The following is a 20,208-nucleotide window of genomic DNA, read 5'->3' on the forward strand; positions in this document are numbered from 1 at the left end:
TTAGTTTAACCGGCACAGTAAGTTTATTTAGCAAATTCTCTTGTAAAAAATTACTGAAGGGGTGTTTTTCTTGGGGTTTTATGTACTAAAGAGGTTTTTATACTCTATCCTCACACTGCTTATAGTTGTTACAGTTACGTTCATGCTTATGCATGAAATACCTGGAAGTATCTATACCGGTGAAAAGAAGCTGCCTGCGGCTATCGAAAGAAACATCAAGGCTAAATACGGGCTTGATCAGCCTTTATACAGGCAGTATCTCAAGATGCTGGATAATCTGGCACATTTGGACTTCGGAGATTCAATGATATCCCAAGGTAGAAGTGTAAATAAAATTATCGGTGACCATTTCCCTGTGTCTGCAAAACTGGGGCTTATATCAATCTTTTTATGTCTGCTTGCAGGAATTCCTCTGGGTATAGCATCTGCCTTGCATAAAGATAAATGGCAGGACTATATAAGTATGATAGTGGCAACCCTTGGAGTTACTATACCAAGTTTTGTTGTAGCAACTCTGTCTCAATATTTTCTCTCTGTTAAGCTCGGAATTTTTCCTGTAATAGGTTTTAAATCAGTATGGCATGCAGTGCTTCCTGCTGTTGCGCTTTCATTCTTTCCCCTTTCATTCATCGCGAGACTTGTACGCTCAAGCATGGTGGAGACTTTGGAGCAGGATTTCATAAGAACAGCAAGGGCTAAGGGCTTGAGCGAGAGTACGGTTGTATATAAACATGCGCTAAAAAATGCCCTGCTTCCTGTAGTAACCTATCTTGGACCTCTTACTGCAAGTATTCTGACTGGCAGCTTTATTATCGAAAGAATCTTTAATATCCCGGGACTTGGCCGGTACTTTGTAGACAGTATTTCAAACAGGGATTATACCGTAATAATGGGAGTTACCGTGTTTTATGCTGTATTCCTCATTATTATGAACTTCATCGTGGATATTATTTATCTGTTTATAGATCCAAGAATAAAGCTGATCAGGTAGCGTGCATGGCCTATTGGTGATTACGAGCTGAGAAAGAAATAAGTTGCAGATACGGGAGGTATATCAATGAATATTTCCGCAGAACTATTTAAGCCTGCAAACAGGAAAAACCAAAACAGAAGTACAAATATAGTGCGGCCCAGCTTGACGTATTGGCAGGATGTATGGAGACGTCTAAGAAAAAACAGGGTTGCTATGGTCAGCCTTTGTGTGATAATTCTGATAACTTTGATTTCCATAGCAGGACCTATGTTCTCACCATACTCCTACTCTGACCAGCTTAAGGAACAGGAAGGCTTAAGGCCTTGCCCGGAGCATCCTTTAGGGACTGATACTTTGGGGAGGGATATGCTGGTCAGGGTATTGTACGGTGCCAGAATATCCCTAAGCGTCGGTATAGTTGCAAGCATTATAAACCTTGTGATCGGTGTATTATACGGTGGGATAGCCGGCTATTTTGGTGGCAGAGTGGATAGCATAATGATGAGGATTGTAGATATTCTTTATGTAATTCCGCTTACCCTCTATGTCATTCTTCTGATGGTCATAATGGATGGATACAGCGAAAAAATCTTTAGTCTTCCATTCCTGTCCATGTTCAGGGCCGCAGGTCCTGCGCTTATCAGCGTATATATTGCTCTTGGCTTAACGTATTGGCTCGAAATGGCCAGAATCATAAGGGGACAGGTTTTAAGCCTGAAGGAGCAGGAATATGTCACAGCTGCACGTGCTTTAGGTGCCGGGCATTTAAGAATATTGCTGAGACATCTGATTCCCAATTGCATAGGGTCGGTAATTGTAATTATTACTCTTCAGATTCCCAGTGCCATATTTACTGAAGCCTTTTTAAGCTTTATAGGTCTTGGCGTTGACGCTCCAATGGCTAGTCTTGGGAGTTTGGCCTCCGATGCGGCGGGCAGTATCAGATCCTATTTCTACTTGCTTGTATCACCGTCAGTCGCCATATGCCTTATAATACTTGCATTTAATCTGTTTGGTGATGGAATAAGAGATGCACTTGACCCGAGGATGAGAAAATAGAGAAGGTGGAAAAGTATGAGAAAGCTGCTTGAAATTAAGAACCTCAGAACTGTATTCAAAACATATGCCGGTGAAGTATCAGTCTTGAATAGTATATCCCTCAGCATTTTTGAGGGGGAAGCGGTGGGGATTGTCGGAGAATCGGGGAGTGGTAAGAGTGTAGCAATGCTTTCAGTTATGAAACTGCTTGCAGATAATGGCAGGGTAGCCGGTGGGGAGATATTATTTGACGGAAAGGATATTACAAATCTGAATGCTGAAACAATGCAAAAAATCAGGGGAAATGAAATAGGAATGATATTTCAGGATCCCATGACTTCATTAAATCCCTTGTTTACTATAGGAAATCAACTGGTAGAAGCAATATTGAAGCATAACAGGATATCAAAGGGAGAGGCAAGAGAGAAAGCCATAAATATGCTTAAGCTCGTCGGAATACCGAGCCCGGAAAAAAGAATGAATCAATACCCTCACGAATTCAGCGGAGGCATGAGGCAGCGGGCCATGATAGCCATGGCGCTCTCCTGTGAGCCAAAGCTGCTTATCGCAGACGAACCCACAACAGCTCTTGACGTGACGATACAAGCACAGATTTTAGAACTGATGAAGGAACTAAAAAAGCGTCTTAATACATCAATATTGCTTATAACCCATGACCTGGGACTTGTTGCAGATATTTGCGACAGGGTCATTGTTATGTATGGCGGAAATATTGTAGAACAGGGAAGAACAGATGAAATTTTTTATAGCCCGAAGCATCCTTATACAATGGGGCTGCTTAAAAGTATTCCACGCTTGAATATGGGTAAGGAAAGACTGAACCCGATAGAAGGCCAGCCTCCGGATATGATTCATCCACTTACAGGATGCCCTTTTTCGGAAAGATGTCCAAAGGCGATGCAGATATGTGATATTAAAAAGCCTCATTTGAAAAAAATCAGTGAATCTCACGAGGCTGCATGCTGGCTTCTCTATGTGGGTGATGGGGGAGAAAATAATGAACAATAATAAAAATGCTATGGTTGAAATTAAAAATCTGACAAAATTCTTTCCTGTAAAGAAAGGTTTTCTTCGAAAAGCAAGTACATTGGTAAAAGCTGTGGACAGCATCAGCTTTTCTATTACCAAAGGAGAGACACTGGGATTAGTCGGTGAAAGCGGATGCGGTAAAACTACAGTAGGAAGAACACTCTTAAGGTTATATGAACCTACTTCCGGTAGCATTTTATTCAATAATGAAGATATTACAAAAGTTAACATGAAACCGTACAGAAAGAAAATGCAGATGATATTTCAGGACCCATATGCATCACTGAATCCGAGAATGACTGTAGGGGATATAATCGGAGAACCGATGGACATCCACAGTTTGGAAAAGGGAACTGCAAGAAAAGACAAAATATATTCGCTTCTCGAGATGGTTGGGCTAAGTAAGGAGCATGCAAACAGATATCCCCATGAATTCAGCGGGGGTCAGAGGCAGAGAGTGGGTATAGCACGGGCATTGGCTGTACAGCCTGAATTTATTGTATGTGACGAGCCTATATCGGCACTTGATGTTTCTATCCAGGCACAGATTGTTAATATGATGGATGACCTGCAGAGCTCCCTTGGATTGACATATCTTTTTATCGCACATGATTTGTCTATGGTTAAGCATATAAGTAATAAGGTAGGGGTCATGTATTTAGGCAAGCTTGTAGAGCTGGCTGACAGTTCCGAGCTATATGAAAGGCCTGTACACCCTTATACGCAAGGCTTGCTATCATCGATACCGGTTGCTGATCCTGAAGCGAGCAGAAGAAGGCAAAGAATAATTCTTAAAGGCGATGTCCCAAGCCCTATCAATCCTCCTTCAGGCTGCAGATTCAGAACCAGATGCCGGTACGCAGAAAGGAAATGTGAGGAGACTGAGCCTGATTTCAAAGAGGTAGCACCGGGACATTTTTGTGCATGCTATCTGTACACATCGTGATGGACTTTTTGGAGCCGCCTGTATGCCTGAGTCCGGATAAATAGGGAGACCTGTTTATATATTTATTGCTAGGATAGGAGGAAAAATAATGGCTAGAAAATTGCTTGCGCTTTTAATCTCAGTCATTTTGCTTGCATCAGCAGCAGGGTGCAGTGGAGGAAAAGAAAATAACACATTGAGCCTCAATGTAGGTATGGAACCAAGGTATATGGACCCTGCACTCAATAATGCTATTGATGGAGGCATGTACATCGACCAGGTTTTTGAAGGCTTGACCAGGTTTGATAAGGATGGGAAGGTAATACCCGGTATGGCAGAAAAGTGGGAAATATCTGCTGATGGAACAAAATATACCTTTCATCTGAGGAAAGCGAGTTGGTCGGACGGAAAGCCTGTAAAGGCACAGGAGTTTGAATATGCGTGGAAGAGGGCTCTTGATCCCAAAACCGCTTCGGAGTATGCCTATATGCTTTATGTCATTAAAAATGGCGAGGCTTTCAACGGAGGAAAGGCAAAGGCTGAGGATGTAGGTGTAAAAGCACTGGATGACAAGACTCTTGAAGTTATGCTAGAAGCTCCAACAGCATACTTTATTGATATTACAAACTTCACGACCATGCATCCTGTAAGAAAGGATATTATAGAAAAACATGGTGACCAGTGGACGCAAAAGCCTGAAACTTATATAGGCAATGGACCTTTTGTATTGGAGAAGTGGGACCACAACTCTGAAATCACACTAAAAAAGAATGACAATTACTATGACAAAGGTAAAGTTAAATTAAGCAAAATAGTATTCAAGCTGATAGAAGAAAGAGCAGCGTCACTTAATGCATTTGAATCAGGAGACATCCAGTATATTTATGACCATGTACCTCCAGAGGAGACACAAAAGCTCATAAATGACGGTAAAGTAAAGGTGTTTCCCGATCTTTCAACTTATTATTATATCTTTAATACAAAAAAGGCCCCTTTTGATAATGTAAAGGTAAGAAAGGCTTTTGCTCTGGCGATAGACAGAAAAGCTATCGTAGACAAGGTTACAAGGGCAGGGGAAAAAGCGGCCGATAACTTTGTTCCGCCGGGAGTAAACGGTGAAGCGTCTGGAAAAGACTTCAGATCAGAGGCTGACTATAAATATCTGCCTGAAAAAGCGGATGTTGAGGCAGCCAGGAAGCTACTTGCGGAAGCAGGCTATGCCGACGGCAAAGGTTTTCCCGAAATAGAGCTGATTTACAATACTGACGAAAGGCATAAAAAGATAGCTGAGGCTGTCCAGGAGCAGTTGAAACAGAACCTCGGCGTAAACATCAAAATCTCAAATATGGAATGGAAGGTATTGCAGCAGAAGAGACAGAATAAAGACTTCACATTGTCAAGAGACGGTTGGGTAGGGGATTATAACGACCCGATGACATTTATGGATTTGTGGTTGTCAAATAGCGGCAACAACAATACACAGTGGAGCAGTGCACAATATGATGACTTAATTAAGAAAGCAAAAAGTACAATCGACCAGAAAGCAAGAATGAAAGCCATGCATGATGCGGAAAGGCTTTTACTGGAGGATGTGCCGATACTACCCATATTCTACTATGTGAAGCCTGTAGCTTTAGTCCCTGAATTGAAGGATGTGGTGCTTACAGTTAATGGAAGACTGTCGTTGATGCATGCTTATTTTGAATAGATAGTCAGGCCGGAAGCTAATGTATCTGGATATGGTATGATAGACCCCACTTTTTCTCCTTGACTAAGTGACCGGTTTATCATACCATATCCGGTTTTCGTTTTTTTGTGTCTAACTTATGGAAATGGCTAAGGCTTCTAAAGGATATGGCGATACCAGGGAAATACCGCAATATTATATGGCAGTAGCAGATTTATAAATTCGCTAAGTGTTACAGATACTAGATATAGTGGGAAGTGTATATAATTCAACAAATTTTGCAAATTATCTATACTATAATGTATATTGACAATAGCTATATTAAACCATTGTAAATGAATATTATTTTATGGCATTGTAGCTAATATTCTGTACTCTGTGATAATGTATTAACATTTTTGATAGGAGGCTTTTAAATGATGAAAAGACTTATTATTATATTAATTAGTCTCTTTTGCCTATGTACTATAGTAGTCTTAGTATTTAATAAAAATAATGTAGCAAATAGTTTCAGTGAAAAAGGGCTTGTAGTATATCTATTAAAGAAAGATTCTACGGAAAAAACCGTGCTTTTTACAGAGAATGATATACGTGAGTTTGATTGGGGACAACAAAAAATTATTTTTGACAAAAAATTCTTAAATGAAAAGGTAATAGGAAAAGGTAAAGCTAATAAAGATGAGAAATATAGTTCTGGAGGCTCAAAGATTTTATCTGCAAAATATCAGGAGAGGTTCTTGCTAAGTTTACAGGGTGAAGAAATATATAAAGGAGCTTTTAAACAACCTTTTTTCTCTTCGTACTATCCTGATATTCCATATATTGAGGATATAGAAAATGGAATAAGAATAAACTGGAATAAGATTGAAGGAAGAGAGGATGTAAGATTTAATAAAAAATTATATGATTACTTGAAACAAAAGAAGATAATTTCATTAAACTGATTTTACACATTGCTGTAAAGTTATATTTCACATGTTTATAGATGTTGATTTCGCAAAATATGTTATCTTTGTTCTGATGTTTCCGTAATCAAAGAAGGCTACAATATCGTACTTCCCATTTTCATTGGAATCTTCTGATGTTACTCTTTCAACAACTGTGGGAAATAATCGAATGTATGGAAGAAAATATACCGATTTACATATTATGCATGATATAGTATGTAATAATATAAAATAGTTGGGAGATGATGTTATGAAGAAAAAATTACTATTCTATTTACTTGCGCTCATGCTTATGATGAGTTGTATTAACGTTTACGCTAATAATTCAAGTAAATCATTTGAGTATTCCGTTAAACCTGGTATGTCTGTATGGAAGAATTTTAAAACTCATGCTGAAATGGTTGAGGCATGTCAGATACCTAAAGATGTATTAAAGAAAATGTCTACAGAAGAATTAGCTAAAGCTGTAATGGACTATCCACTTTTTGTAGATATATTTCTTTTTAATACCCGTCAGCAAGGGTATGATGCTTTGTGTAAAAGATTCAACGGTTTACAAGAGCTACTTAAAAAAGACGATGCACAGACTAAACTTTTGGAAGTATATTCTAATTTGAGTGAAAGCTTAGGTTCTGAAAGAAGTATAGGTGCACAAAATGAAAGTCTTATGTTAAGGAAAGTATATCTTGAAGTGATACTAACTCAAGATGAATTTGTGAATAAAATGGAAAAAGAGGATATCGATAAAATAATAAGTTTATCAACTAAAGCCCCCTCTTTTTCTGCGTTAGGTACAACAACAGTCACAACTCCAAAAGGAACTTCCGTAGAGGTTATTGTGAGCGCTAAGAAGTCCAGTGATTATTTAACTGCAATAGATAATGCAGTTAAAAACCAATTTCCTTTAGCTACATTTGTAAGGAACTCTGATAATCGCTACAATTGTCATTCGTATGCTTGGTATAGCCAGTCAACATCGAATGTATATTGGATGAATGATCCAAGTGCTTATATGACAGATGGAAGTTATAGTTATGAAGGTATCTTGCCAAATGCAATTAATGAGAAAGTCTATTATGCAAGCGGTAATCATTCTGGGATCGTAAAAGGATATAGTTCTTCTCGCCCATATGATAAAGGATTAATTCAAATTCAATCAAAATGGGGTGAGGGACCTCTTTTGAATCATGCAGCTTCTTACTCTCCTTATGACGATACAGACCTTAAGTATTATAAGTAAAATAAATATTAGTAGTATATTATATAAAGTTATAGGACAAGAAGTCCTCAGGCTGCTGATAAACATAATATGACAGCAGCCTTTTAGCATGTTTTTAAAGTGCCTCTGTAGTCTGAAGCAGGAACAGTGACCTTTCTAAGATTTATTGGAAGTTCTCCTTAATTTTATGTCAAAATATTCATTATAGTAAAAAAAGGTTATATAGGGTATACTGGAATAACTTATCTACCTTGTATAAGTTTATAGTAACTTATTATTATTTATTATACAATTTGCTAATTAGATACTGCATTATATGCGTTAGCCATTCTTTTACTATTCACCTTGGTATCTAGTGAGTTTAAGTAGTCATTGTTATCTACCGCTGCTACCGAAATAACGTAGCTAAGTCAGCTATAAATGTGCGCGCTTAATTACAGACAGTTAAATGCATGCATAACCAAATATACCATAAAATTGAAATTATTCAATGAAAAAAATTCGACATTTTGAATAGCTATTTTTTATTAAGAGACAATGCATATGAACTGAGCTGCATATCCAATGATTTTTGATATGACCTACTGCATATGTAGAACCGGGTATATGGAGTTATGAGTTGTTTATGACTGGTATATCGTACAGAATTAGCACATAGCATCAAATACACATTTTAGTAAATATTGTTGGATTAAGGCGTAATATGTTATATAATTTATATTAAGTGACACATATAGAGAGCACTACATTGCTAATGTTATTCTTTAAATTGGAAGGATGCAGATCTGATGCGTTACAACATTTTATCAGTTGATGAGTTTGGGACAACGAGAATAGAGCTTTCAAATATGCTGAGAAATCTTGATGTAAGTATCATCAATGTAAAAGATGAAATAGAGATGATAAATACCCTCCATGAAAAAAAGACAATCTTTAATGCTGTCGCATGGACGATAAACTCTATAGATATGAAGGATTTTGAAGCTATAAAGAGGCTTAAAAGCAAGGAAGCATATAAAAGTATACCTGTAATTATTGTATCCAAGTTTACTGATAAAAAGTATATAATAAAAGCAATAGAATCTGGAGCGGTAGAGTATGTAGCCAAACCTTATGATGAGGAAACCGTCCTCAAAAAAATCTGTAAAATACTTGGAGTGCCTTTTGAAAAAACAAAGAGCAAAAAAATTGACGAAGATATAGTCACTTATAACTTTTCTGAGATGTTTAACAGGGAAATTAAAGCTGCGAGCAGGGGTGGGTATCCTTTGACGGTAACTATGGCATCAATCGTACCTTTGGCTGCCGGCTCTGCAGACCAGGAAAATGTTGATGGGATTATAAGCCTGGTAAATAGAGTAATAAAAACAAAACTGAGAGAAACTGACACATCCTTTCATTATGGAATAAACAATCTCATTCTGCTTTTGCCTTTTGCAGACAAGAGTGGTTCTGAGATTATTAAGAAAAAGCTTAAAGCAATATTTGCCTCTCACTCAATGATCAGGCAAAGAAATAATGGCTATGAGCTCGTAGTAGCCAGCGTGACGTTTCCGGATGACGGCAAGATAAAAGGAAAGCTTCTTGAGAGACTGGAAAGTAATTTCAGTACCGCCGCTAAAACTATAAATACGAATGAATCCGTAGATAAATAAAGAGGGCGTATGCCCTCTTTGCTTATCTACGGATGTTTTGAAAATTTGCCTATCAGTTTTCCAATAACTATAACTTCATCTTTGCTGAATTGTTCTTTTCTTAAAGCATTGTCATCAGCCTTGAGATACACCGTATTCTGCTGTTCGCCCGGACTATAGTACCTGAGAAGTGACTGGTTTTCATAGATAATAAGTACTATATCGCCATCAACCAGATCTGAAGTTTTTTTCATAATCAATGAATTACCAAGTTTTATCCCACTATTGTATAAGCTTTCATCACTGCAGGTGATAATAAAGCACTCATCGCTTGACAGCACCATATCAGGTGAAACAGGGTGATATTTGGCTATGTTGTAAATGCTGAAAAGATTGCCGGCAGTTCTTGAATTGACCTTTTTAAGTTCGGGAATGTACAATGGTTTCAAATACTGGGACTCATTTGAGACCAGTTGTATGGAGCGCGCCATGCCTACTTCTCTTTTAATTGCGCCCTTTTGTTCCAACCGGTTAAGTATACCCTGAACAGCTCCCGGCGTTTTTTCCCCAACCATTTCTCCGATTTCCCTTACAGAGGGGGGGATACCTTTAGTCTTAATAAAGGCTTCTATAGCCGAATAAACCTTCTTTTGCTTTGAGGTAAGTGTATTGAAATCGAATGACACCTTGACCACCCTTTATAGTATAATTGTTAAACATATTCAATATCTTAAGAGAAAAATCAAATCTATCTTTTGTATATCTAAAAGAAATCTTTTACTGTGTAAATATTGAAACTAAATGCATAAACAAGTGGAATTATTAAATTGGTGATTCATTATGGGCGCATGTCTTGATATTTTGCAATGAAATTGCTTTACATAATTATGTGTTATAGTGTATCAAAGATATAGATGTTTTTCAAATTAGATAATTACATAAATGTAAGTACGCCCCATGTAGAAATGAACAAATGTTCATAAAATCTGCCCACAGTATAAAATTGGTATTTGCACATATCCCTCCTACAGAATTAAAAAATGATTATTGGATAATATTATTGATAATGGGTTATAGTCCTACTTTATGTTTTGTGAACAATATACAATAACGGGCACAAAAGTAGTTTGTCTTATAAACCTGATAACACTTGCTATCTAAGGGTCAGTTAATACTTGTATTTAAAGAGTGAAATATGAGGAGGATATGTGTTCAAATTGCTAAAAGGCGGGGATTGTTATATTCCCGAATTTATCGGTAAAAAGGATATTTTAATTGCAGGAAAAACAATATGCAAAATTGAGGATAATATCCCTGTTGATAATTTATGGGACGTTGAGAAGTTTGACTGCACTGGTAAGATAGTATGTCCCGGATTTATTGACCAGCATTTGCATATTACCGGTGGAGGAGGGGAACAGGGGCCTTCCAGCAGAATTCCGGAGCTTATGCTTGGTGAGATAATAAAGGCTGGAGTATCTACTGTTGTGGGTGTACTTGGAGTAGATGATATCTCCAGAAACATAGCAGGGCTGCTTGCAAAGGCAAGGGCACTGGAAATAGAAGGGGTTACAACATATATATATACAGGAAGCTATGGTGTACCAACAGCAACATTAACTGGGAGGGTAATATCAGATATTTCCCTGATAGATAAGGTTATTGGTGTGGGTGAGATTGCAATAGCGGATTACAGGGCCTCCCACCGGAGTCTTGAAATGCTGAAGGGACTTGCTTATGAGGCAAAGGTAGGAGGGTTGCTTGGGGCAAAGGCAGGAGTAATGCATATGCATGTGGGAGATGGCAAGGAAGGTCTAAAAGAATTGTTTTTGCTGGTAGAAGAATCAGATTTCCCTATTGATATGTTTGTACCTACTCACCTTAATAGAAACAAGGCATTATTTGAGCAATCGATTAACTATGCTGAAGCAGGAGGTAATATTGATCTGACGGCAGGCGAGGCATCGGGACAAGGCTTAAGTGTACCTGAAGCACTTGAGATTCTGGTTCGTAAAGGTATAAATATGGATAAGGTCACTGTGTCATCAGACGGAAACGGTAGTATACCGGGAGATGGCACGAGTGGGTCTGGTGTAGGAAAAGTAGTTCAATTATTTAATGATATTAAGACAAGCATTACTGATAAAAAGATCGAGATTACCCAGGCTTTAAAAACAGTCACTTCCAATGTGGCAAAAGTCTTGAAACTGTATCCTCAGAAGGGGATACTCCAGGCCGGGAGTGATGCGGATATACTGGTGCTTGATAAAAGCAGCCTAAACATAGACTTGATGCTTGGAAATGGAGATTTGTGTGTTAAGGATGGAAAGGTAATAAAAAGAGGAAAGTATGAAAACAGAGGCTAATTTATGTGAATGGTAGGAGTTATGTATGGCAGATTTTATAGTATATGTATGGAACGGTATAAAGTATTTTACCTGTATATTGGGCAGTGTAATATCATTTAAGCTATCGTTCATATTTCTCTTATGTATAGCTTATTACGCCTACAAAGTATTTAGCAGTTTTTTTGGAAGAAGCACCAGGAACAGGGCAGACGGTGATTAGAAGCTGCTCAACTTTGTTGCAGTTATTCGTATATACGTTTTGGAAATTACTAATAATAAGACCGGGCATAGAAAAAGAATGAAACCATACTTCAAACTTGAACTTTGTGCAGTAAGACTGCAAGGAGGCTTTTATGGATGGAATGAACAATAATGGCAGCCGGGTGGCTGTAAGAAGGGGTACCGGGGTATTTATGACAATAGGCTGGATATCGGCTGTGTTATCCCTGTTTGCATACCCTTTTATTTTTGGCGTACTAGGTGTAATAATGGGCATAATGGCGACTAAAAAGGGAGGGAAAGCTGGACTTGCATTGATTGTCACAAGCATTATACTGATGGGGATTGGATTGATTTTCAGTGGAGTGATTATGAATTATACAAGGCATTTCCTTGGATTTTCATGATTATAGATAGTGTAGCATAAGCAAGGGGTATTTGTTCCTTGCTTTTTTTATTTCAAGCTTATATTGGAAGAATAATACATGCATACATGGAAAAAATAAACTGTATGTAATAGTGTCATATTGAAAAAATAAGTAAGAACGAAATCCAAGGTATGTTGGAGAAACTGTATTTTGAAGGATGAACTGGATGCATGGAATTATGGACAAGAAAAGACGACATGGAAAAATAGAGTTTTTGGAGGACAGCTATGGGTGATAAAGTAAGGGGCAACTTAATAATTATTGGCGGCGCTGAGGATAAATACGGTGAAAGCCAGATATTAAAGCAGGTTGTTGACATTGTTGGAGGTAATCTTGCTAATCTTATAGTACTAACCACAGCTACGGAAAAACCCGATGAGGTAGGAAATGAATACAGGAACGTATTCGGGAGGCTGGGAGTCAATCAGATTGGTGTATTGAACATAAATTCAAGGGAAGATGCAAATCTGGATGAAAATGTTGAGAAAATAAAGGAAGCTACAGGTATATTTTTTACAGGTGGAGACCAGTTAAGAATAACAAGTATATTAGGCGGAACAAAAGTAAATAAGGCCTTACATGATGTTTATACAGATGGAGTAGCTATAATAGGGACAAGTGCAGGGGCTTCAGTGATGAGCAGCAACATGATTGTGGATGGTAACAGTAATGATCCTGCAAGAAAATGCACCTTAAAGATGGCACCGGGCCTGGGTATGCTTGAGGAGGCGATAATAGACCAACATTTTGATCAAAGAGGAAGGATTGGAAGATTATTGTGCGGAGTGGCAGAAAACCCATATATGTTAGGGATTGGGATAGATGAAGATACAGCCATAAGAGTTTATCCGGATGCTCATTTTGAAGTTATCGGAACAAATGCTGTCACTGTGGTTGACGGGAAAACAATAAAGAGTTCAAATGTTTCGGAACTTAAGCCTGATGAGATATTAGCCATAACTAATGTTACACTGCATGTCCTTCCTGACGGATATGGTTTTGATATGAAGGACAGAGAAGTTTTAAGACTTAATAGGAGCTAATCAGAAAAGTTTCTTTGATTGGTTTTATGGAAACATGAATAATGATTTTTGAAAAAGAAGACTAAGTTTGTATCTTCATCAATTGGGAGGAAAGAATAGTGCGAATCCATAATATACAAAGCTTTAAAGGAAGAAATACCTTTAGCCACAAGCCTGTTATAAAAATGGTATTGGATATCGGAGAATTATATAAAAAGCCTACCAGGGAAATAGAAGGCCTCAATGAAAGCTTGCTAAATCTTTTTCCAGGTCTGTACAAGCATTTTTGCTCACTGGGATATGAAGGAGGGTTTGCTGAGAGACTTGAAGAAGGAACATATATTGGTCATGTAACCGAACATCTGATACTGGAACTGCAAAAAATAATGGGATACGAAGTAAGTTATGGGAAAACCAGGGTTATGGATGAACCTAATATATATTATATAGTTGTACAGTATGTAAACGAAAGATGTGGAATTGAGTGCTGCAGGGCTGCTGTCAAAATCATGTCAAGCCTGGTATCGCGGCAGGAAATAAATATACAAAATATACTTGAAGATTTACGGAAAATAGCAGTGGAAACTGAGCTTGGACCGAGTGCTCAAGCAATATATGCGGAAGCAAAAAAACGTGGTATACCGGTAATGCGAATGGGGAGTGAGAGTTTACTACAGCTTGGACATGGGAAATATCTAAGGAGAATAGAAGCATCGCTGAGTGACTTTCCTAGCTGCATATCCGTTGATACGGCAGGTAGCAAATATCTGACAAAGCAGATATTGGAAGACAATAAAATACCTGTTCCACAAGGAGATATGGCATATACTGAAGATTCTGCAGTAGCAATAGCTGAGGAGATCGGATATCCGGTCGTCTTAAAACCATATAACGCAAATCAGGGTAAGGGAGTTGCTCTGGATATCAGGGACAGCATGCAGGTAAGGACAGCATATAGGGAAGCCTTAAAACACAGTAAAATGGTCATAGTCGAAAAATATGTCAAGGGTAAGGACTACCGCGTACTTGTCGTAGGAAACAAAGTGGTTGCAGTATCTGAAAGAAGGCCTCCATTTATAGTAGGCGATGGAATACACACTATAGAACATCTTGTTGATAAGGAAAACACCAATCCACTCCGGGGAGATGACCATGAAAAGCCATTAACAAAGATAAAGCTTGATAGTGTAGCTATGCAAGTGCTAAAACGCTATGGACTGTCCCACGACAGTATTCCTGAAGCAGGACAGATCGTAAGGCTTCGTGATAACGGCAACTTAAGCACCGGCGGAACTGCAAGAGACTGTACAGATGACATACACCCACTTAACCGGGAAATCGCAATAAGAGCAGTAAAGGCCATCGGACTGGATATAGCCGGGGTAGATATTACAACAGAGGATATTTCCAAACCCATAAGTGAGAATAACGGTTGCATAATCGAGCTAAATGCAGCACCTGGATTGAGAATGCATCTGTATCCATCGGAGGGAAAGCCCAGAAATGTGGCAGCAGATATTATAGAAATGATGTTTCCTGAGGGACAGCCATACAGCTTGCCTATTATATCTGTAACGGGGACAAATGGGAAAACTACTACGACAAGACTTATCGGACATACCTTGGGGCTGATGGGTAAGACAGTTGGTATGACTTCCACAAGCGGCATTTTTATTGACGGTAAATGCATTTTGAAAGGGGATAATACGGGGCCTGTAAGCACAAAGTTTGTCTTGACCAATAGGGATGTTGAAGCTGCTGTGTTTGAAACAGCCAGGGGAGGCATACTGAAAAGGGGCCTTGGATACGATTTGGCAGATGCAGGAGTGGTTACAAACATTGGGGATGATCATCTGGGGCTGGATGGTATAAATACCCTGGAGGAACTTGCTTTCGTAAAAGCATTGGTGGTGGAGTCAATAAAACCCGATGGATATGCGGTATTAAACGCAGAGGATGAGATGACGGTATATCTTTTGAAGAGAGTATCATGTAACGTCATGCTGTTCTCCAAAACTCCCGATAATCCACTTGTTAAAGCACACTTAAGCAAAAGTGGACGAGCTGCATTCCTTGAAGGGAATGATATATGTATATACGACGGCAGCGTAAAAAAGATTCTGATGAATGCTAAAGAGATACCTATCACTTTTGGAGGGGTATTGGAGTGTAATATAGAGAATGTGCTTGCGTCAGTTGCAGCTTTGTACTGTATTGGTGTTCCGCTTGAGGTGATTGCCCAGGGGATGGCATCATTTGAAACTAACCCGGGAAGATTCAGTATGTTTAATTTAGGCGATTTCAAAGTTATGCTCGATTATGGGCATAATCCCGGCGGGTACGCGCAAGTCACAAGGTTTTTAAAAAAAATGGAAGCTAACAGGCTTGTTGGTGTTATTGGCGTACCCGGAGACAGAATTGACAGGAATGTGAAGGAAATAGGCGAACTGTGCGGGAAAGTATTTGATAAAATATATATAAAAGAGGACAGGGATCTGAGAGGCAGAAAGCCTGGGGAAATAGCGGGATTGCTCTATGAATCGGTTATAAAAAGCGGGCTTAAGAAGGAGAACATAATAATAATACCATCGGAGGAAAAAGCTCTGGAAACTGCTATTCTTGATGCGCAGCCCGGCGATCTGATCACTATGCTGTACGAAGAGTATGAGCCTGCCTATGGGGTAGTAACCAGGTTTATAAAAGAACTGGAGAACAGTGATATAAAGCCGGATATATTGATTGAGGAAACGGGAACAGTTAGGGAACTGACAGTTGATAGTTGAGTATATATATCACCTGTAGCAAGAGATTAATTTTATTTTAGTGAGCCATATATGATTAACTATATATGGCTTTTTAGCTGCTGTTAAGGTAACATTATTTATGTTATAGTAAATTAATACCTTCAAAAAAGCTTAAGAGCTTATTAGATATATAGAAAGAGGTTGATCTTGTGATAGATAAAGATAGGGTAAAAGCTGCTGTACGCGAAATACTTATAGCAATAGGGGATGACCCCGACAGGGAAGGACTTCTGGAAACACCTGACAGAGTTGCAAGAATGTACGAAGAAATATTTGCTGGATTGCATAAAGATCCCAGAGATGAAGTAAAGATATTTCAGGAAGAAAACCATGAAGAGATGGTATTGGTAAAGGATATACCTTTGTATTCTGTTTGTGAACATCATCTATTACCTTTTGTAGGTGTAGCCCATGTAGTTTACCTGCCCAAAAGGGGTAAAGTCATGGGATTAAGCAAGCTTGCCAGGATAGTGGACACCATATCAAAGAAGCCTCAGCTTCAGGAGCGATTAAGCAGCCAGATAGCTGATGTTGTCATGGAGACAATGGAGCCTTTGGGAGTAGCTGTTGTTGTAGAAGCAGAACATCTTTGCATGACAATGCGGGGGATTAAAAAACCCGGATCAAAAACTGTAACTTCAGCACTTAGAGGTATTATTAAAACTGATGCAAGGACAAGAGCGGAAGTAATGTCTTTGATCAACGGGAGGTAAATACTGTATTACTCAGAGGGCTTTCAGATATAGTTAATGAATACATAATTCCAGATGAGTTTGATTTTATAAAAGTTTCTCTTAACCCTGAGCATCCTATTTATCTGTTCATCATTGTTGATCTTATATGTAACAAAGTTTTTACATCCCTTAGATCTACTGAAAGTACAGTTTTCTCTACAAATATTGAATACGGGATACTTTTTGCCGAGTGCCTCATAAGATTCTTTGCTTGAAGTCAGAATTACCTCATTTTCTCCTAGAATGATCTCAATATGTTTCAAATCCTCGTTATCCTCATTTGTATTAAGCAAATCTTCACATGCCAGTTCTGCTCTTCTTTTACCTATTTCGCTGCTATATTTTCTGGTAACTTTTTTGAACCCCATATTCTGCAACTCCTCCGTTAAGCATCCTTTATTACAGTATTTTAGAATAAATCCATCTAAAAATAAAGCTTTTTATATTGATGAGTCCAATTACATTTTTACAGATCTGTAATCAAAAATTAAGCTTCTGTTTACAAATTCTACATATTTTTTTTAGAATAAGCTGATAAAATATAGTTATCATAATTTACTGAAAGAGGGTGTGTAGTTTGTTGGATGCAAAAAAATGTATGGAAATATACGAGTTCTGCCAGAAACAGTATAAAAAGCTTGAAAAGAAGGACGGGCATTATAGCCCCAAACATGATAAGGCTGTGATGGAAATGGCAGGCCGGGAATTCAAAATGAGTGAAACTGTAATTAACAAGGCTTTCGACCTGGCTGCACAAACCTTAAAAAAAGGTAATGTACCCATCGAAAGCAAGGAAAGGATTATTCGTAACAAATTGAATACAGGCATGATATAAGAAAAATAAAAGCCCCTGGATTCCGGTCCGGGGGCTTGAATATTTAAAAACTGAAAACTAACTTTCCGATCACGTTTTCAAGAGGAATACTCCCTATCACTCTGCTGTCCATGCTGTTATTCCTGTTGTCACCCATCACAAATACATGCTTTTCCGGTATAAAGACCTTTTGGTATGCACTTGTTTCCATAGGCTCCTTAATGTAAGTTTCATTCAGCTCAATATTATTCCTGTAGACTTTTCCATCCCTAAACTCCAAAACATCGCCTGGTTTGCCTATTACTCTTTTGATCCAGTATATGTGATTTTCCTGTTTGAAGATTTTCCTGGAAATAATATTGGATTTAAGTGAATCAATCAGGTCATCTTTAAGGGTATGTTTGTGTTCTACTCTGCTGTCTATGACTACAATATCATTGTAGGAGGGTACTTCTTTCAATGTGTGCTGAACTTTTGACATTATGCCTATATTTCCGCTTTCAAGAGTGGGTTCCATGGAACTTCCGATAACTTCGTGAGGCTGGAAGATAAATAGATTGATTATTACTGCAATTGCAACTGCGATTATTAATGTACAAATCCACCCGAGAATTTCCCTGAGTATGCGCATAAATACTCTTCTCCTCCTCATTGATTTTGGTCTTAGCACAATTATGTTTATAACACTACGAGTTGTTTTTTGAACAGTTTTTTAAAAACCTGCGAATTCTCATTTGCCAGGTTTATTTCAAGTTCAGCATCTCCTTCACATAGTGTTTTCAGTCTTATGATATCACCACTGGCTTGACAGTCAATTGCTTTTACAACTCCTGTTTCGCTCCGGTCGAGACACTCTGCAAGCCTCAGGATGGCAGACAGCTTAAGGATCAACTTTGTATCTCCCGGGAGAAGAATTTTCTCATAGCTCTTATATATATTTTTCTTTAGTTTATCCTTTCCGTGGGAAGCGGCTATGGTAGCAATAAGCACAGTTTCTCTATGTGTAAGACCGTTTAGCCTCGAGTTCAGAATAAGGTAATAAGAGTGCTGACAGTGGTCATAGTAACTGATGGAAATACCTGTGTCGTGCAGCAGTGCTGCTGCTTTTAGCATCTTCCGTTCAGCGGCACCCAGCCCATGCAGAGGTTTCAGGCGGTCATACAATTCTAATGACAGATAACAGACATGATCGGCATGAGCCCTCTGTACATTGAATATATCCATATAATTGTTTAGGCTGAAATCCAGTACGCTATCAAAAGTCCTGTTCCTGTAGGCGGTGAGGATATGCTCATACATAATCCCTTCACGTAATCCGCTTCCGCTTACAAGAAGTTCCTTTATACCTGCAAGTCTTATAATGGATTTCAAAATAGCAAGTCCACCTACTATTATATCAGCCCTGTCTGAAGACATACCGTCAATACTCTTTCTTGCTTCCAAATTCAATGATTTCAACTGGTCAAATATTTCGTTGAAATCCCCTATATCAATTGAATAGTTATGAGCGATGTCAAGAGGGTAACCGCAGCGCCTCCTGTGTATTTTGGACATGTTTCTGATTGTACCGCCCAGGCCTATGAGAATATGATCATCACCTTCTGTCAGCCAATCATACCCGCCTAATATGGATTCCAGTCTTTCCTCCAGTAGTTTCAGGCTTTCCGGCCGTATAAGATCTTTTTCGAGATAAGTCTCTGTAGCAACTACAGCACCTATAGGAATGCTTGTGTAGTTTTTAAGGGTGCCCCGGTTGAATTTTATTATTTCTGTACTGCCTCCGCCAATATCTACGATTATTCCGCTATCCACATCAATAGAGCTCACTACAGCTTTATATACGTATAGGGCCTCTTCCTCCCCTGAAAGGACTCGGAAGCTCAGGCCGGTAGCGTTATACAGCTGTTTTATGAACTGTTCCCTGTTTTCCGCCTTTCTCATTGCTGCAGTGGCCACTGCAATTATGGACTTAAGAGGGATATTGTGCGAAAGGCAGAGTTTTCTGAATAATTTTATTGTTTTTAAAGCCCGGCGCATGGCAAAATCATTCAAGTATTTTCCATCAATCATGTTTTCACTGAGACGGATAGTATCACTGATATCATCTATGAGTTTGAAGGCTCCGTTTTGGGTTACCTCAAATATTACAAGCCTTACAGAATTTGATCCAAGATCTATAATCCCAATTTTCTTATTCAAACTGATCCCACACTTTAAGTTTATTTTGAGGAAAAAATATTTATTGAGTATTATTTTAATTTTAATACTTTGAACAATACTTAAGCAACAAAAATAATTATAGCTTTAGAGTTACTTAACTATATATTATAATAAAAAATGGAAGATAATATTTACATATAGATTTG

At 38.4% G+C, this 20,208-nt stretch carries 19 protein-coding genes; 15 read left to right on the plus strand and 4 right to left on the minus strand.

The features are described from left to right. The first annotated feature begins 70 nt into the window (after positions 1–70). The 8 genes from N3I35_11640 to N3I35_11675 all read left to right on the plus strand — a co-directional run bounded on the left by N3I35_11640 (position 71) and on the right by N3I35_11675 (position 9,494). Entirely contained in the window at positions 71–991 is a 921-nt protein-coding gene (locus tag N3I35_11640; GenBank protein ID MCX8130738.1) for an ABC transporter permease, read from the plus strand. A gap of 66 nt (positions 992–1,057) precedes the next feature. Beyond that, on the plus strand, positions 1,058–2,032 hold the full coding sequence (locus N3I35_11645) for an ABC transporter permease (GenBank protein ID MCX8130739.1): 975 nt from the start codon (positions 1,058–1,060) through the stop codon (positions 2,030–2,032). Positions 2,033–2,047: 15 nt separating this feature from the next. Next, positions 2,048–3,040, plus strand: coding sequence for an ABC transporter ATP-binding protein (locus N3I35_11650; GenBank protein ID MCX8130740.1), 993 nt, complete (start codon positions 2,048–2,050; stop codon positions 3,038–3,040). Then, positions 3,027–4,007: an ABC transporter ATP-binding protein gene (locus N3I35_11655; GenBank protein ID MCX8130741.1), complete on the plus strand. Its 981-nt coding sequence runs from the start codon at positions 3,027–3,029 to the stop codon at positions 4,005–4,007. Before N3I35_11650 ends, N3I35_11655 begins: the two co-directional genes overlap by 14 nt. Before the next feature lie 88 nt (positions 4,008–4,095). Next, positions 4,096–5,694, plus strand: a complete 1,599-nt coding sequence (locus N3I35_11660) for a peptide ABC transporter substrate-binding protein (protein ID MCX8130742.1) — start codon at positions 4,096–4,098, stop codon at positions 5,692–5,694. 395 nt (positions 5,695–6,089) lie between these two features. Continuing rightward, positions 6,090–6,617 carry a hypothetical protein gene (locus tag N3I35_11665; GenBank protein MCX8130743.1) on the plus strand — a complete coding sequence of 176 codons (528 nt, stop codon included), beginning with the start codon at positions 6,090–6,092 and terminating at the stop codon, positions 6,615–6,617. A gap of 253 nt (positions 6,618–6,870) precedes the next feature. Next, positions 6,871–7,860, plus strand: coding sequence for a hypothetical protein (locus tag N3I35_11670; protein MCX8130744.1), 990 nt, complete (start codon positions 6,871–6,873; stop codon positions 7,858–7,860). Between the two features lie 767 nt (positions 7,861–8,627). Continuing rightward, positions 8,628–9,494: a response regulator gene (locus N3I35_11675; GenBank protein ID MCX8130745.1), complete on the plus strand. Its 867-nt coding sequence runs from the start codon at positions 8,628–8,630 to the stop codon at positions 9,492–9,494. Between the two features lie 26 nt (positions 9,495–9,520). Here the strand turns inward: N3I35_11675 and N3I35_11680 are convergent, their stop codons facing one another. After that, on the minus strand, positions 9,521–10,159 hold the full coding sequence (locus N3I35_11680; protein ID MCX8130746.1) for a LexA family transcriptional regulator: 639 nt from the start codon (positions 10,157–10,159) through the stop codon (positions 9,521–9,523). Positions 10,160–10,681: 522 nt separating this feature from the next. On the opposite strand from N3I35_11680, the gene iadA reads away from it, so the two are divergent. The 6 genes from iadA to folE all read left to right on the plus strand — a co-directional run bounded on the left by iadA (position 10,682) and on the right by folE (position 17,007). Then, positions 10,682–11,839 carry a beta-aspartyl-peptidase gene (iadA, locus tag N3I35_11685; GenBank protein ID MCX8130747.1) on the plus strand — a complete coding sequence of 386 codons (1,158 nt, stop codon included), beginning with the start codon at positions 10,682–10,684 and terminating at the stop codon, positions 11,837–11,839. 25 nt (positions 11,840–11,864) lie between these two features. Further along, positions 11,865–12,041 carry a hypothetical protein gene (locus N3I35_11690; GenBank protein ID MCX8130748.1) on the plus strand — a complete coding sequence of 59 codons (177 nt, stop codon included), beginning with the start codon at positions 11,865–11,867 and terminating at the stop codon, positions 12,039–12,041. 133 nt (positions 12,042–12,174) lie between these two features. Then, the gene (locus N3I35_11695) at positions 12,175–12,447 is read left to right on the plus strand and encodes a hypothetical protein (protein MCX8130749.1); all 273 of its coding nucleotides are present in this window, start codon (positions 12,175–12,177) and stop codon (positions 12,445–12,447) included. A 248-nt stretch (positions 12,448–12,695) separates the two neighbouring features. Beyond that, on the plus strand, positions 12,696–13,511 hold the full coding sequence (locus tag N3I35_11700) for a cyanophycinase (protein ID MCX8130750.1): 816 nt from the start codon (positions 12,696–12,698) through the stop codon (positions 13,509–13,511). 98 nt (positions 13,512–13,609) lie between these two features. Beyond that, positions 13,610–16,273: a cyanophycin synthetase gene (gene cphA / locus N3I35_11705; protein ID MCX8130751.1), complete on the plus strand. Its 2,664-nt coding sequence runs from the start codon at positions 13,610–13,612 to the stop codon at positions 16,271–16,273. A 170-nt stretch (positions 16,274–16,443) separates the two neighbouring features. Beyond that, positions 16,444–17,007, plus strand: a complete 564-nt coding sequence (folE, locus tag N3I35_11710) for a GTP cyclohydrolase I FolE (protein ID MCX8130752.1) — start codon at positions 16,444–16,446, stop codon at positions 17,005–17,007. A gap of 23 nt (positions 17,008–17,030) precedes the next feature. Here the strand turns inward: folE and N3I35_11715 are convergent, their stop codons facing one another. Further along, positions 17,031–17,396 (minus strand): hypothetical protein, encoded by a 366-nt coding sequence (locus N3I35_11715; protein MCX8130753.1) that lies wholly within the window; start codon positions 17,394–17,396, stop codon positions 17,031–17,033. A gap of 200 nt (positions 17,397–17,596) precedes the next feature. Here N3I35_11715 and N3I35_11720 point away from each other — a divergent pair, with 200 nt between their 5' ends. Beyond that, a complete protein-coding gene (locus tag N3I35_11720; GenBank protein ID MCX8130754.1) occupies positions 17,597–17,863 on the plus strand; it encodes a hypothetical protein in 267 nt (88 codons plus the stop codon). A 43-nt stretch (positions 17,864–17,906) separates the two neighbouring features. Here the strand turns inward: N3I35_11720 and lepB are convergent, their stop codons facing one another. Beyond that, positions 17,907–18,473, minus strand: coding sequence for a signal peptidase I (gene lepB, locus N3I35_11725; GenBank protein MCX8130755.1), 567 nt, complete (start codon positions 18,471–18,473; stop codon positions 17,907–17,909). A gap of 47 nt (positions 18,474–18,520) precedes the next feature. Then, positions 18,521–20,041 carry a Ppx/GppA family phosphatase gene (locus N3I35_11730; GenBank protein MCX8130756.1) on the minus strand — a complete coding sequence of 507 codons (1,521 nt, stop codon included), beginning with the start codon at positions 20,039–20,041 and terminating at the stop codon, positions 18,521–18,523. Positions 20,042–20,208 lie beyond the last annotated feature (167 nt).

The organism is Clostridia bacterium (assembly GCA_026414765.1).
Classification (GTDB): domain Bacteria; phylum Bacillota; class Clostridia; order Acetivibrionales; family DSM-27016; genus SKW86.

Excerpts from the sequence above, each read along its gene's own strand:
- lepB (MCX8130755.1), bottom strand. The coding sequence starts at position 18,473 with ATGCGCATACTCAGGGAAATTCTCGGGTGGATTTGTACATTAATAATC.
- N3I35_11670 (MCX8130744.1), top strand. The coding sequence starts at position 6,871 with ATGAAGAAAAAATTACTATTCTATTTACTTGCGCTCATGCTTATGATG.
- N3I35_11675 (MCX8130745.1), top strand. The coding sequence starts at position 8,628 with ATGCGTTACAACATTTTATCAGTTGATGAGTTTGGGACAACGAGAATA.
- N3I35_11665 (MCX8130743.1), top strand. The coding sequence starts at position 6,090 with ATGATGAAAAGACTTATTATTATATTAATTAGTCTCTTTTGCCTATGT.
- N3I35_11645 (MCX8130739.1), top strand. The coding sequence starts at position 1,058 with ATGAATATTTCCGCAGAACTATTTAAGCCTGCAAACAGGAAAAACCAA.
- N3I35_11700 (MCX8130750.1), top strand. The coding sequence starts at position 12,696 with ATGGGTGATAAAGTAAGGGGCAACTTAATAATTATTGGCGGCGCTGAG.
- N3I35_11690 (MCX8130748.1), top strand. The coding sequence starts at position 11,865 with ATGGCAGATTTTATAGTATATGTATGGAACGGTATAAAGTATTTTACC.
- N3I35_11695 (MCX8130749.1), top strand. The coding sequence starts at position 12,175 with ATGGATGGAATGAACAATAATGGCAGCCGGGTGGCTGTAAGAAGGGGT.
- N3I35_11650 (MCX8130740.1), top strand. The coding sequence starts at position 2,048 with ATGAGAAAGCTGCTTGAAATTAAGAACCTCAGAACTGTATTCAAAACA.
- N3I35_11660 (MCX8130742.1), top strand. The coding sequence starts at position 4,096 with ATGGCTAGAAAATTGCTTGCGCTTTTAATCTCAGTCATTTTGCTTGCA.
- N3I35_11715 (MCX8130753.1), bottom strand. The coding sequence starts at position 17,396 with ATGGGGTTCAAAAAAGTTACCAGAAAATATAGCAGCGAAATAGGTAAA.